Raw genomic sequence first — 13418 nt, 5'->3', positions numbered from 1 at the left:
GCCTTTTTTTAATCTTATATTCGTCCTAATATTGAATGTATAACGAGTAGAATTAGGGATTTACATGTTATAAATCAAAATTACCAACTTCTAAAAAAAGTTGAAAAATGGAGCCAAGGCTCCATTTTTTTTTCTTTAAACTGCTTTTTACAACTTTTTAACTGATTATTCATTAAAACGTTATCAGACAGTTCACAAACTTTAAAATTAAGCACAACTTTCTTACATTTAGGAAATAAACCAACTTCATGCTTACAAAAGTTTATGGTAGTGCCGTTTTTGGCGTTGAGGCTACTACTATTACCGTAGAGGTAAATGCCGATAAAGGAATAGGATACCACCTAGTAGGATTACCAGATAAAGCAATAAGTGAGAGCTCTTATCGCATCACTGCTGCTCTTAAAAATGTAGGTTATAAAATGCCTGGTAAGAAACTAATTTTAAATCTCTCTCCTGCCGATCTTAGAAAAGAAGGTAGCGCATATGATCTACCGCTAGCATTAGGAATACTTAATGCATCTGGACAGATCACTACCGACCTTTTCAAAGACTACATTATCATGGGAGAATTATCCCTAGATGGACAACTACAGCCTATAAGAGGCGCATTACCCATTGCTATTAAAGCCAGAGAAGAAGGATATAAGGGTTTTATACTACCCAAGCAAAACGCTAGAGAAGCTGCTATAGTAGATAATCTAAATGTCTATGGAGTAGATAATATTCTAGAAGTCATAGAATTTTTTAATGGTGAAAAAGAACTTGAACCTACCGTGGTAGATACTAGAGATGAATTTTTCCAAGCACTAGAACATCCAGAATTTGACTTTGCAGATGTAAAAGGTCTAGAATTGATATAGTATACTTATTGAATTATAGCTGTTTATAATTTTTATTTATTTATTGTACAACAATTGATAAACAAATCAAGGTATTTTACTATACCAACTTTAAATTTATATGAGTTAATTGTTATTACTATATTTGTCTCGATGTTTAAGGTCAGCATATTTTATAATTTTAAAAACATAAATATGAATAACCTTAATAATGAAATACCGCTACTTGATTTAAATTTATCCACGATAAATAACTCTTCAGAAATGAATGAGATTGACCCTTTAATAAAAGATTTAATGGTTTTGGGAATTACTATAGTTGCTAAAGTTATAATCTCTAAAATTAGGACAATGTAATCAGGTACAATAGCATTAGCATTAGCGTTAACTATTTTAAGCTTTAGTTTGGGATATTAATCCCTGTTTTTTTTTAACGCTGACCTTTAAACATTATTTAGTAAAAATTTGGTAATAAGAATCTTTCTATAAAGTGGGTATAGATTAAACCACCAACTATAAAAACTACTAGTAACCACATAATTAATTTACCTAGTCTAGTTCTAAAGAACCATAACCGACTATCATTTTCATAGGGTAACTTGTTATATCTATAATCATTTTCTTCATTATCATTCTTGAACCAGTTAAGCATAATAGATATTTAGTTTAAATCTAATTAAATTTAGTTTATGATATTATAGTATTTTAGTTTTAATCTATTTTAGTTATACTGGTATTTGGTATAATGAGTTTTATAATAATTAAATATATTATATATTCTTATAAGTGTTATGCACTTGCTCGGTATGCACTATAAACACTAATAGTTCAAGAGTATTCATATAATAGATTACAACTTAACTAATTGATAATTAAACAACTAAAATAATTTTATATTAATCATATTAAATACTCATTTTAAAACGTTCTAACGATAGTTGAACTAGTAGAATAACTAGTATCATATTATTACTAACTGCTCTAAAATAGCGTTATTTAGGTCTTAAATAGTGGTTGAGGCATATAGTTAATAGATACAAATAAACCCTAATAGCTTGAGAAATTGCCGTTAGGATTTGTAAACTAGAAATGCATCTAGGTATCTGTATTTGGTAATGGTTTTATAGCTCCATCATAGCAATTTCTTTACCAACTTTATCATAGATTATTCCGTGTTTATCCCTGTAACTATCTATGTTACCATTATTATCATATAGGTAGGTGTTGCCGTAGTGGTCTGTGATGCTGTTTAAGTTACGCATAATAAGTTGTTGTTAGTAGTTTGCTAGTAGTTGTTGCGTTGAGTCTAAAAGTCTCTGTAATCGCATTATTTACGAGCGTTTTTATTTTATCTAAATCTTGAACTTTACAGATAATGCTGTCGTGTAAAGGAATTGCAAATGTATTGTTATCCAGATTATTAAAGGTTTTATCAATGAAGATACTACTTTCATATATTTGAGCTAAGTGACTAACTTCCTTATGGTTACGGTTCAATTTGATATAACGCATAAATTTTAATAAATATGGGTAGCGATAGTTTATAACTCGCTCCATTTCAGATAGTTCCGTATTCGCATAACTGAATATACACTTTAAAACACTCATTTTCAATACTTTATAGTCCATTTCTGCCGGTAAATCTTGAAGTATAGCAGCGTATCTAAGTTGCTCATAGAATTTACCAGTACTAACGTTCTCTATAAGACCGTCTAGTTCCTTTAGTAAGTCGTTATAATCCGTTTTAGTTGGTGCTATCTCTTTAATGATTGCTTTCTTATTAGCTTCAAACCAACGTATTATACTAACATTTTTACTTGTATTGGTGTTGGTGTTTATGGTATCATTAGCTTGACCAGTAACCGCTTCAAATAGTAAAAGTGTTAACAGTAGTGGTTGGCTGTTCTTGAGGTCTATTTCTACTAATTGCGTACCGTCTTGATGTCGTAGGTGCTTACGATATTCTTTAGGTATGTTGTTATAGTAGTTGTAAACTCTACCAGTTTTATTTTCTGCATTGTAAAAGAAACTGTTTGAAGATTTTAGACCTTTTACCGTTGTAATGGTGTTTAGTTCCTGCAAACCGTTAAAACAGTCTTCACGGTGTTTTAGTTCCTGTGGTTCGTGTACGTTGGCAATTCTTAACGCATCCTTTAGGCTATCAATTGTAAAGGTTAGCTGCGTGAGGTTATTAATGATTTTATTGTGTACGTCCTTATCCTTGAGATATTTGTTTAGGTCGTTGCTTTTAGCTACTAGTATTTTCTTAATTACTCTATTGGTAATGATTCCAGTTTTAACGATTTGCATCGCTTTAGCCTTAGACGTGAAACCGTAAGATTTAGATTTGGGTGCTATATCCTTACCGTGTGTTTTACTTAATTTGTTTGCCGTTGAGGTGGTTAAATATCTGTTATCAGTTTCAACCAGTTTTAAGTCAATCAGCAACGATAGTATTTGCTTGTAGTTACGTCCTAGTTGTTCTTGTAAAATATCGGTACTTAATGGTACTGGTTCGAAATATGGAAGTAACCAATTTTTACGGTTACCCTTTATGATACTGTTGGTTACTATATTTACCTTATCCAGTAATATTTCTTTATCTGTTTTTTTTAATTTACTCTTGTAATAGTTTGTTGCCATTACCAACGGTGCTATTCCGTCTAGTGTTTTTAATGTTTGGTTGTGTTGCATTGGTTTAGTTTACTTACCACGTTCTCAAGATGGTTTACTATTCTAACGGAATATGGATCACTGCGTGATCCATGTACCGTTAGATTATTATTTATTATTTACTCGCATAATGCTAGTCTTAATTTATCTTGCATCGTGGTCTTATTATCTTGTAGATAGTTACTGGTGGTTAATATGTTTTTATGACCTAAAAATGCCTGTGCTACTCTTAAATCTTGATTCTGTTCAAATACCTCAACAACTGCGGTGCGTCTAACGCTGTGCATTCCTGCAACGTTCACAACTTGTCCTAACATTCCATTCTTGTTTGCTTTCGCTATGCGTTGGCTTGCCCAAACTCTAGTATATAGTTTATTGGTGTTATAATTATAGAATATCTTACCGTTAACCGTTCCGTATGCTTCAAGGCATTCCATTTTATAAACTTGAATAGAGCGCATTAAATCCGCTCCAACTGGTACAACGTTCTTGCTATTTGTTTTAGTTATGAAATATTCTAATGTAAAAGTATTAGGTGCTGTACGGTTTTCTGTAAACTGGTCATAGTTGAGGTTTAGTAAATCACTTGCACGGATTCCAGTTTTTAAACAGACTTTTACCAATAGACCAAATGCCTTGTCGGTCATTCTTTTAGTTTGGTTCGTTTGGTTATTAGTTAATTTGGTGTTAGCAAATTTCATAGTGCTGTTATAGTTTAGTTTTTCTGTCTTTTTCATCGTGCTATCGTTTTAATATAAATAGTATGCTATTCTTATTTCATTTACACAATGATAGTAAATATATACATTATGTAAAAGCTTTTCATCATACATTTATTAACTAATTGATATTTAGCGTTTTAGTATTTTAATTTCGTTTACACAATATACATTAAGTAAACGGTTTTAATCTATTGGGTAAATGTCTGTAAAAATGCCATCTGCATTAGGGATATTATCTAGGGCAAACTCATAGGCTAACAATTTTTTATTATAATACTGTTCTAGTTTATTATTTTTATTTGCATAACGCAACCATATACTAAATGCATCTATGTTAATGCGTGTAACCTTTATAGTGTTATCTGCTCGTTCACTTATTTGAACGTGATAGGCTGGTTTAATCTTGTTAGAACGATTCTTACACCATTTCTTTACCTCACTAGCTATATCGTTTATATTTCGACTTAGGGTGAAGCTGTTATAATCGCTAGAACGTACTCGTAAACTTATACCATACACATTACCTTGTATCATAGCAATTGCATCTGTTCCAGTTGCCTTATCGATTAGACCCCTTGTAGTTAGTTCTAACTGGTCAGCAGATAGTATATGCATAAAGAATTTTTTATATTTTTTAAATGTTTTAGTTTCTAAATTGAAACCGTTTGAATAGTTAAGGTTAAACCCACCTCTATTATAATTGTGATTCTTTTCCATTCATACCGTCGTTACTTTTAGTTATTAGTTTACGGACGTATGCTCCTACTGTCGTATTGTTTGCTTTCGCTGCATTAGTAAGATTCTGTTTAAGTTCATTTGAGATTCTTACGGTTAACATTGTGTTTTTCATATTTTATTGTGTGGTTAATTAGATAAACCACATATAATATATAGTACACGTATTACATTTATTCAACTGTTTGTATTACTTATTTTTTAGAACAATTTGTAACCATTTTATTTTATAATAGTTACAATTTAAATTAATTATTTGCGTATGGGTAAAATTAGGGGCGTAACTATATCACCAATTCGATGAAAAACATAGTAATAATAATTTTAATAAATATTTAACATTCGCTTGCTTAGATGTCGCTCATATATAAATGCCCGTTTTCATTGACATTCAAGCATATTTAAAATTGATTAAATCTAGTTGTATAATTTTAGCACAATCTTATTTTAGATAAATTAAAACCTTGTTTTACAGCGTAATAACCTCGTAATTGCATCATAATTAATAAAAAAAAATATAAAATTATGAGTACAAGAAATGAAGTTAAGCAAACTATAAATGCAAACGTAGTAATGGAATTTGAAGACGTTAACATTGCATTCTACTTTAATAATGATGAGGTAACTGAAACAGTAATAGTTAACTGGTTAGAACAACTAAATGGATTTGTTACAGTCGGTGAAGTTCTAAGTGGTTGCTATGGTGATATGTATCATACCTATGAAGATGTGATGTATGTTTTCTACTTGGTTGATACTGCAATTATCGAGGTTAAGAGATTGACTAGTTAATAGGGGTGTAGGTGGTCTAACTTGCACGCATTGGATATACTAATAACGGTTTTACTGGTGTTAACATTCCCTTATATAATGCCCTACATAATATATTGATATTAAGTTGTTTAAGTGTTTAATAGGTGCTTAATGGTACTTATAAGTGATTAAACAACTGTTTATCAACGTGTTGCGTATGGGTAAAAGTATAGGTGTTATTGTTGTAAATAATTGATTAAGTATGCGTTAGCCCCTACCTACCTGCCTGTAACGCCCGACAATGCTACAAATTTAATAGGCGTAACCGCTCTTATTGTTGTAAGTGTTTTATATTCAACATATTTCATATAGATTGCCGTTCAAATTTTTTTTTAAATTTTTTCTAAATTTTGTTAGATGATTCGACTACTTCAATAGTATCTAGTTAGAAAAGCTTACCACCATATCTATTATATTTGCTTGTTTTGAAATAAGCAAATTAACAATAACTAACTCTTTTTTAATCATTAGTTTATAAATGGAAAAATCATCTTACTTAAAGTATTTACCAATTGCTTATCCTATACTTGTATTTTTAGGATTCATTAGTTATGATATTTACTATCGTAAGTTTGATATAGTCATTTTTCACTATATGGATATTAGTGAAATACTTCTTTCATTTGTTTTTTTATCATATCCACTTATAATAACTCAAGGAGCGATACTGTTAATTGTACTTATACTAGTTAGTGGTGTTAAAGAAAAAAATAAGGATTATTTAGAGAATGAGAGATTTGAGAAAAAGTTTTTTAAAAAGTTAAAAAAGAGTTTTTTTTACTTCTATTTATTTCCATTTATTAAACTTTATGCACTGGTTAGGTATTTTAAAAATCCAGTCGAAATAAGTAAAGGAAAGCGTATTTTTCAAATTTTCACGACGCTTATTTCTTGTGTGTTTCGCCTAATACTGTTCGCTTTCATAGGTTTATATCTTTTCATTTATGTATCAGGTATTATAGACATAAAAACAGACTTAGAAAGCTTATTCATTAACAAGTACTACAATGAGATTTCTCTTATAGGTTTAACAATAATTTTTCATATTGCGATACTGATTATGACTAATGATTTGTTTGCAACTAAAATTAAAAAGAACATTATCTTGTTTACAATATTTATCCTATTTGTAGGCAATCTAATAATTTTACAGAATACCGAAGCATATTTAACTATTTACGGTGAAGACTTTACAACTGTTGAATTTGATTACGATAATAAAAAGGTTATCAGTGATTCAAATTTGAGATATATAGGTAAAACTAGTAATTATATTTTTCTGCGAAATCACAAGGAAAGTCTAAATAGAATTTACCCTTTAAAGGATGTTAAAAACTTAACTTTCAAGTACAAACCTAAATAGTAATAATTTATTGGATTTTAATAATTTGTTTCGTATTTATAGTATGACTATTAAGATAACTATAAGCCAATATAAGAGATTGCACCACAAATTAGGATTTAATATTCCTTTAGTTCTACGTGGTAAGTCTTTAGCTATTCAAGTGAATAGAGTTATTAAATAAAAGTTAGTGTGTTCCTTAGATAATCCACCAGTTCCAGGAAAAAAGTCTACAGTTTGATATGGTGATTTACTTATGATTATATCAATATGAGATGCTATTATTACTTTTAAACTAAATACTTATTGTAGTTTTATATGCTCGAGTTTACCCCTATATGTATCTTTATATGCTCCAGTTTACCACTATATGATGGTATTTATGTTCATAACTGGTGTATATTTGTCGACATCATCACGACAATGACAAGACATTTAGTTTAAATTTGTACCAATAAAAAAAGGGATAGTATCGAGCTATCCCTTTGATTATCAGTCGTTCCTTTAGAAATGACTGTCGACTATATCCATCGCAATGTAAAGTAGAGGATATAATCTAGCTACTAACCTTAGCAAATCCCTTGCTTTAGGTAACCTTATGATTATAATTATCATTATGGTAAAGATAGTCCTATAAGTAGATGCAAGTCTGTTTATAGGACTTAGCTTTTAAACAAGTTTTCAACGCTAGTGTTAGGCTTGCTGTGAATTATTTTTTACCTAGATATAATTAGTGTTTTTACAAATTAACCTAGTTCCATTTGTAATTTAAGACTTTTAAATCCGTTTAAAGGAGAATATCACCGATTAAAAATTTAAGCTTTAATCCTTAATTCTAGTGAATTCTTGAAGTTATTAACACTTTCGCAAAAGCATAACACATAAGGTAAGATTTTATATTTTCAAATAAGTTCTTTCAAATTCATTCATAGCTCCTATAAGCACTTTACCATTATCTAAAATTATCTCGGTTTGCTTCTTACCATCGTTATAATAGTCATAACTGATTCTTTTAAACCTACCAACTTGACCACTTGGAATATGTTTATAATAAATTTTCTTATCGTTCGATTTGCTCATAATACAAATATAGGTTCACATCATCCGCTTTGCGGATCATGTGAACTTTACTTAATTAAACTTATCACTTAACACATCGTTTATCTCCAATAGACTGCTATTTGGTAATTGCTTTATATAGGCTTGTGTTGTTGCTATGTGTGAATGTCCTAAACTCTGACTAACTGCAATTACATCCGCTCTATTATCTAGTAGTAATTGGGTGTAAGTGTGCCGTGCAACGTGTGAGGTTAGGTTAATATTTATATCACATTGGGTTGCTATTTGCTTTAGTATTCTGTTATAGTAATGTCTAGTTCCTGTTAACCTCTTATACTGTAACGGTGTGAGGTTTGCACCATCCTTGTAATTCTTATAGTTTTCATTCTTTAGGAAATGAAATATAAACGTTTTACGGTCTTCTATTTGGTCTATGGTGTTGAGATATAGACTATAAATATCATTCTCAATACTTTTAATTTGGTCTAGTGCGTGGTTAATAGCTAAATCTTGAGCTGTATCTGCTACTAAATTACCGTAGGCTCTTATATCTGCATCGTTTTCTTGTTTGTTTGCCTTTTTCCACGCTTCATCTATTGCTTGTTTGGTTTGTTCTGTCTTTCGTTCTTTAACCATCTGTTTAGTGGTTGCCAGTACTGACTTGTAACTATCTCTTAGAGCTTCAAGTTTAAACAATTTACTATTAAATTCTTTATCTAGTTTAACCAACCTACTATTAAGTTGTTTTAATGCTATTAAAGTTAGTCTAAGGCGCATTTTCTTCTTAGTCTTATATTGTGTGTACTCCATTATTATAGCACCGTTAAGGCTCTTTAAATCGCTCCACCTTAATAACTGTACATCTGAACATCTTAGACCTTGTGAGAATAACTGAAACAGAAATATATCTCGAAATTCTCCTATACTTACGTTGAGGTTATTATAACGTTCCTTGCGATGGTCAATAAATTTCTTTTTATCTAGTAACCTAGTTACCTCATCGGCTGTTAGTGTTTTATTGGTGGTGGGCGTAAACTTTAACTTTAGTAGTGCAAACGGATTATTTGTGTAGTTAACTATTCCGCTATTTATTGCCTTGTTAACCAATGCTTTAAAACTTTTTAGATTGTAGTTTGCTGTATTGGTTGATGCTCCATCGTTTCTAATATAGGTATGAAATGCGTTAACGTGTTGAGGTGTTAATTGTATGAATTTAAGGTCTTTATAACCTATGGAATTTAGATAACTTTCAAACCTATTACGGATTCCTATATATTTTAATTTAGTACCATTATTGAGAATAGTACTTATTACCTCATCGTAAAACGTTAGCATTGTTTTATTTGTGGTTTTTAACGCCTGTGATGGTGCATCGTGTTTACTTAAATCTCTAAGAACCTCATCGAGTTTATCATTAATAGCATCCGCATTGGGTTCGTTCTTACTTACTCGTTGTTTATCATCTAACCAGTTCTTACCTTTTATTTTTATCTTTAGACTTTTAACCGTTGGTTTTCTGTTTTCGATTACCCTTACTTTCAGATAACCCACCTTATCATTTTTACTTACTGGTCTGTAAATTATTTTTACACTCATAGTTTAGTAGCACTTAAATTGTACAACAATTGTACAACAAATTGATGAATTAACTATTATCGAGTAATGAAACTATTAAATAACATATTGATATACTGGTTATTAGTGTTTTTATTTTCATCAATTACAGTTGTAAAAGGACAAGAATCTATTAAAAGATGTATGGAAATAGCAGCAGCTGGTGGACATAACATTATATTAATAGGACCACCAGGTGCTGGTAAAACGATGTTGGCCAAAAGGCTACCATCCATCCTACCACCTATGACACTACATGAAGCATTGGAGACTACAAAAATTCATAGTGTCGCCGGTCGTACACAAGAAAAAGCAGGGTTAATTGCCCAGCGCCCGTTTAGGAGTCCGCATCATACGATATCAGATGTTGCTCTAGTAGGTGGTGGTGCTTATCCACAACCTGGAGAAATATCGTTAAGTCATAACGGTGTTCTATTTCTAGACGAGTTGCCAGAATTTAAACGCACCGTACTTGAAGTAATGAGGCAACCACTAGAAGATAGAGAAGTAACTATTTCTAGAGCAAAATTTACAGTGACTTATCCTTCTAGCTTTATGTTAGTGGCTAGTATGAATCCTAGTCCTGGCGGTTACTTTAACGACCCTAATGCACCAGTACAAAGCAGTCCTGCAGAGATGCAACGATATCTCAGTAAAATATCTGGCCCACTACTCGACCGTATAGACATACACATAGAAGTGACACCAGTACCTTTTGAAAAATTAACAGAAGAACGACTGGCCGAAAGATCTACCGTAATTAGAAAACGAGTTACTGCAGCGAGAGATTTACAAACTGCACGATTTAAAGAAAGTGAAAAAACACATTATAATGCACAAATGACGGTTAAGGATATAAGAAAACACTGTGTACTCGATGCAGCAAGCAAAGAAATGCTCAAAAATGCTATGGAACGTTTAAATCTAAGCGCCAGAGCATATGACCGTATTCTTAAAGTAGCTCGCACCATTGCAGACCTAGATGCGGTGGAAACCATAAACGGCACACATATAGCAGAGGCTATCCAGTACCGCAGTCTCGATCGAGACGGATGGCTAGGTTAACCTTTTATATTAAACATCGATAAACGGTGGCTTTAATCACTTTTAACATAAGTAATTGACTATTTTTTCAAGCCATTTAACAACTTTAGTTAATTATTTTTTTTATCTTCAATCTTAAATCAACTCCATATGTCTACAATTACTTTACTACCTTTAACAGATCTGAGAGAATCTTTTGATGACGATAAGGATATTCTAGTATCCGTACTAGATATGTTTATGGAAGAAGTGCCCGAAGATTATGAACTCCTCAAGCAACAAGTTAAATCTGGTAACTATACAGCTGCAGGTATGCAGGCACACAAAATAAAATCTAGTTATAGGACACTAGGTATTAATGATATGGCTAGCATATTACAAGAGATAGAAACTCGCGCAAAAAAAAATGAAGATATCCCATTGATAAATAGTTTACTAGAACAATTTAGTCAAAACTATGATCAGGTAAATGAACAAATACTTTATACTAAAGAAAACCTTTAGGCCTCGATAAAGTCTTTGTATTCTATAAAAAAGGCCTCCATTCTATCCATATATTTAAAAAAGAACTCATAGACTTCTGGCCAGTCCGTTTTTTTCTGAATTTTTACGCCCTCGTGCATGACAAAAATACGAGATATAATCTTGCCAGATTCTAGCATATAAGCATCGTCATAGATAAGGTCATTACTTACCTCTTCTAACATGACAGCCTTTAAACTTATAAATTTATCATAGTAATACGATCTAATAAGATCGTCATCATGGGTAATATCTATAGAAACCAAAACTCTACGGTCTTCAAATGAAAATTTGAGCACCACATCCTTTAATTTAGTGTCGTACAACATCCACTTGCGATCATATCGTTTACCGAACATGGTCCAGAATTGTTGCCTTACGTTTCTTGCTTCTTCTTTTGAGTACATTTTGCAATAATACGGGATTTTACATCTTAGAATTTTTGAATTACTCAACTTTTAGAGAATAAATGAATCTGTGCAAATTTTAAGCAGGTAACTCCTCGCTTATTTTTACCTTTACCATATGTATAAAAATGATACCATTGTTGCGCTTGCCACTCCTGCAGGAACAGGCGCTATTGCTGTTATAAGACTATCAGGACCAGATGCACATGTTATTGCAGGTGCTATTTTTGTTCCCGCTTTCGCGAAAGCGGAACCTACACCATCTCAGGAAACCTATAACCATCTAGGTGCAAATACCGTCACCCTAGGTCACATATATGATGAAAATCGAGTAATAGACGAGGTTTTATTAACCAAATTTGTTGCTCCTAGATCATACACTGGTGAGCATGTAGTAGAAATATCCTGCCATGGATCTATTTATATACAACAAGAAGTCATAGCCGTATGCCTTAAAAAAGGTGCTCGCATGGCACAAGCAGGTGAGTTTACTTTACAGGCTTTTTTAAATGCAAAAATGGATCTATCACAAGCAGAAGCTGTGGCAGATTTAATTGCGAGTGAAAGTGAAACCGCACACCAGATTGCGATACAACAAATGCGTGGTGGTTTTTCTGGAGAGCTTAAAGATTTAAGATCTCAATTACTCAACTTTGCTAGTTTAATAGAATTAGAGCTAGATTTTAGTGAAGAAGATGTCGCCTTTGCAAACCGTGACGACCTGCGTACCTTATTGAGTAAAAGTCAGCAAACGTTGCGCAAATTAATCGACTCATTTGCATTAGGAAATGTCTTAAAAACAGGAATTCCTGTGGCCATAGTAGGAGAACCTAACGTAGGAAAATCTACCCTTTTAAACGCTTTACTTAATGAAGATAAAGCCATAGTTAGTGATATAGCAGGTACCACACGAGATGCTATAGAAGACGAGATCAATATAGAAGGAGTACGTTTTAGACTTATAGATACCGCAGGAATACGAGAGACCACAGACGCTATAGAAGGTATGGGAATAGAGCGTTCTTATGCCAAAGCTGAGCAGTCTAAACTGGTACTCTATCTACTAGATGCGACACAATTAAACACCTCACCTAGAATTATGCACTGTTTATTGCGCATACAACTGATGAGAGAAAAATTTCCTGATAAACCTCTAGTAGTTATCCTGAACAAATTAGATCAAATTACCGGTCTAGAACATGCCGAAATCACTAAACAAATAAGTACCAAATCACCAGATACCATTCTTATATCACTAAGTGCCAAATCACGTACAGGCGTAGAAGAATTAAAAACCGCGTTAGTACAAAGTTTTAATAGCGGTGCACTATCTCAAGATGAATCTATAGTAAGTAACGCAAGACATTATGATGCTTTACAACAAGCATACAGTTCATTAATAGAAGTACAAGAAGGAATAGAAAACGATATTTCTAGCGAGTTTCTAGCCATAGACATACGCGCCACAGCAGAGTCTCTAGGCATTATCACCGGAGAAATAACAAACGATGAGCTGCTTGGGAATATATTCAGTCAGTTTTGTATTGGGAAGTAAGAATAGGAAACAAAAAGAAGTAAAACATAATTAAAGCAAATAACAGACTGTATTTCAACGATTTATATGTTTTTTATTTGTATAATAGTTTGT

At 32.1% G+C, this 13418-nt stretch carries 13 protein-coding genes and 2 pseudogenes; 6 read left to right on the top strand and 9 right to left on the bottom strand.

The features are described 5' to 3' along the window. Positions 1 to 248: 248 nt before the first annotated feature. Positions 249 to 857, top strand: a pseudogene (locus ACJJVN_RS06460) (magnesium chelatase domain-containing protein); the annotation flags it as partial. A gap of 436 nt (positions 858 to 1293) precedes the next feature. On the opposite strand, the gene ACJJVN_RS06455 reads toward ACJJVN_RS06460, so the two are convergent. From ACJJVN_RS06455 to ACJJVN_RS06430, 6 genes are all read right to left on the bottom strand, one after another. Continuing rightward, positions 1294 to 1491 (bottom strand): hypothetical protein, encoded by a 198-nt coding sequence (locus ACJJVN_RS06455; RefSeq protein ID WP_405377532.1) that lies wholly within the window; start codon positions 1489 to 1491, stop codon positions 1294 to 1296. A gap of 469 nt (positions 1492 to 1960) precedes the next feature. Beyond that, positions 1961 to 2101 carry a hypothetical protein gene (locus ACJJVN_RS06450; protein ID WP_405377531.1) on the bottom strand — a complete coding sequence of 47 codons (141 nt, stop codon included), beginning with the start codon at positions 2099 to 2101 and terminating at the stop codon, positions 1961 to 1963. After that, positions 2094 to 3533 carry a hypothetical protein gene (locus ACJJVN_RS06445; protein WP_405377530.1) on the bottom strand — a complete coding sequence of 480 codons (1440 nt, stop codon included), beginning with the start codon at positions 3531 to 3533 and terminating at the stop codon, positions 2094 to 2096. The genes ACJJVN_RS06450 and ACJJVN_RS06445 overlap by 8 nt, the downstream gene beginning before the upstream one ends. 98 nt (positions 3534 to 3631) lie before the next feature. Further along, positions 3632 to 4249, bottom strand: a complete 618-nt coding sequence (locus ACJJVN_RS06440; RefSeq protein WP_405377529.1) for a site-specific integrase — start codon at positions 4247 to 4249, stop codon at positions 3632 to 3634. 168 nt (positions 4250 to 4417) lie between these two features. After that, on the bottom strand, positions 4418 to 4849 hold the full coding sequence (locus ACJJVN_RS06435; protein ID WP_405377528.1) for a hypothetical protein: 432 nt from the start codon (positions 4847 to 4849) through the stop codon (positions 4418 to 4420). A 79-nt stretch (positions 4850 to 4928) separates the two neighbouring features. Beyond that, entirely contained in the window at positions 4929 to 5084 is a 156-nt protein-coding gene (locus ACJJVN_RS06430; protein ID WP_405377527.1) for a hypothetical protein, read from the bottom strand. Between the two features lie 410 nt (positions 5085 to 5494). Between ACJJVN_RS06430 and ACJJVN_RS06425 the strand changes: the two genes are divergently transcribed. Both ACJJVN_RS06425 and ACJJVN_RS06420 read left to right on the top strand, forming a co-directional pair. Then, the gene (locus ACJJVN_RS06425; protein ID WP_405377526.1) at positions 5495 to 5761 is read left to right on the top strand and encodes a hypothetical protein; all 267 of its coding nucleotides are present in this window, start codon (positions 5495 to 5497) and stop codon (positions 5759 to 5761) included. 499 nt (positions 5762 to 6260) lie between these two features. Then, on the top strand, positions 6261 to 7145 hold the full coding sequence (locus tag ACJJVN_RS06420) for a hypothetical protein (RefSeq protein ID WP_405377525.1): 885 nt from the start codon (positions 6261 to 6263) through the stop codon (positions 7143 to 7145). Positions 7146 to 8018: 873 nt separating this feature from the next. Here the strand turns inward: ACJJVN_RS06420 and ACJJVN_RS06415 are convergent. Further along, positions 8019 to 8204 carry a hypothetical protein gene (locus tag ACJJVN_RS06415; protein WP_405377524.1) on the bottom strand — a complete coding sequence of 62 codons (186 nt, stop codon included), beginning with the start codon at positions 8202 to 8204 and terminating at the stop codon, positions 8019 to 8021. A gap of 51 nt (positions 8205 to 8255) precedes the next feature. Continuing rightward, positions 8256 to 9779: a tyrosine-type recombinase/integrase gene (locus ACJJVN_RS06410; RefSeq protein ID WP_405377523.1), complete on the bottom strand. Its 1524-nt coding sequence runs from the start codon at positions 9777 to 9779 to the stop codon at positions 8256 to 8258. 132 nt (positions 9780 to 9911) lie between these two features. Here ACJJVN_RS06410 and ACJJVN_RS06405 point away from each other — a divergent pair. Both ACJJVN_RS06405 and ACJJVN_RS06400 read left to right on the top strand, forming a co-directional pair. Beyond that, positions 9912 to 10862, top strand: a pseudogene (locus tag ACJJVN_RS06405) (YifB family Mg chelatase-like AAA ATPase); the annotation flags it as partial. Positions 10863 to 10991: 129 nt separating this feature from the next. Then, entirely contained in the window at positions 10992 to 11345 is a 354-nt protein-coding gene (locus ACJJVN_RS06400) for an Hpt domain-containing protein (protein WP_104515218.1), read from the top strand. Here ACJJVN_RS06400 and ACJJVN_RS06395 read toward each other — a convergent pair. Then, the gene (locus ACJJVN_RS06395) at positions 11342 to 11770 is read right to left on the bottom strand and encodes a DUF4268 domain-containing protein (protein WP_405377522.1); all 429 of its coding nucleotides are present in this window, start codon (positions 11768 to 11770) and stop codon (positions 11342 to 11344) included. The two genes, ACJJVN_RS06400 and ACJJVN_RS06395, sit on opposite strands and share 4 nt — an antisense overlap. Before the next feature lie 118 nt (positions 11771 to 11888). Here ACJJVN_RS06395 and mnmE point away from each other — a divergent pair, with 118 nt between their 5' ends. Beyond that, the gene (gene mnmE, locus ACJJVN_RS06390) at positions 11889 to 13325 is read left to right on the top strand and encodes a tRNA uridine-5-carboxymethylaminomethyl(34) synthesis GTPase MnmE (RefSeq protein ID WP_405377521.1); all 1437 of its coding nucleotides are present in this window, start codon (positions 11889 to 11891) and stop codon (positions 13323 to 13325) included. The last annotated feature ends 93 nt before the right edge of the window (positions 13326 to 13418 follow it).

Source organism: Nonlabens sp. Asnod3-A02 (genome assembly GCF_045063755.1).
Taxonomy (GTDB): Bacteria; Bacteroidota; Bacteroidia; order Flavobacteriales; family Flavobacteriaceae; genus Nonlabens; species Nonlabens xylanidelens.
The sequence above is the reverse complement of the archived record's forward strand: the minus strand, read 5'-3'. Positions and strand labels throughout refer to the sequence as shown.

Excerpts from the sequence above, each read along its gene's own strand:
- ACJJVN_RS06440 (WP_405377529.1), bottom strand. The coding sequence starts at position 4,249 with ATGAAAAAGACAGAAAAACTAAACTATAACAGCACTATGAAATTTGCT.
- ACJJVN_RS06445 (WP_405377530.1), bottom strand. The coding sequence starts at position 3,533 with ATGCAACACAACCAAACATTAAAAACACTAGACGGAATAGCACCGTTG.
- ACJJVN_RS06420 (WP_405377525.1), top strand. The coding sequence starts at position 6,261 with ATGGAAAAATCATCTTACTTAAAGTATTTACCAATTGCTTATCCTATA.
- ACJJVN_RS06435 (WP_405377528.1), bottom strand. The coding sequence starts at position 4,849 with ATGCATATACTATCTGCTGACCAGTTAGAACTAACTACAAGGGGTCTA.
- ACJJVN_RS06430 (WP_405377527.1), bottom strand. The coding sequence starts at position 5,084 with ATGAAAAACACAATGTTAACCGTAAGAATCTCAAATGAACTTAAACAG.
- ACJJVN_RS06425 (WP_405377526.1), top strand. The coding sequence starts at position 5,495 with ATGAGTACAAGAAATGAAGTTAAGCAAACTATAAATGCAAACGTAGTA.
- ACJJVN_RS06415 (WP_405377524.1), bottom strand. The coding sequence starts at position 8,204 with ATGAGCAAATCGAACGATAAGAAAATTTATTATAAACATATTCCAAGT.
- ACJJVN_RS06450 (WP_405377531.1), bottom strand. The coding sequence starts at position 2,101 with ATGCGTAACTTAAACAGCATCACAGACCACTACGGCAACACCTACCTA.
- ACJJVN_RS06395 (WP_405377522.1), bottom strand. The coding sequence starts at position 11,770 with ATGTACTCAAAAGAAGAAGCAAGAAACGTAAGGCAACAATTCTGGACC.
- ACJJVN_RS06455 (WP_405377532.1), bottom strand. The coding sequence starts at position 1,491 with ATGCTTAACTGGTTCAAGAATGATAATGAAGAAAATGATTATAGATAT.
- ACJJVN_RS06410 (WP_405377523.1), bottom strand. The coding sequence starts at position 9,779 with ATGAGTGTAAAAATAATTTACAGACCAGTAAGTAAAAATGATAAGGTG.
- mnmE (WP_405377521.1), top strand. The coding sequence starts at position 11,889 with ATGTATAAAAATGATACCATTGTTGCGCTTGCCACTCCTGCAGGAACA.
- ACJJVN_RS06400 (WP_104515218.1), top strand. The coding sequence starts at position 10,992 with ATGTCTACAATTACTTTACTACCTTTAACAGATCTGAGAGAATCTTTT.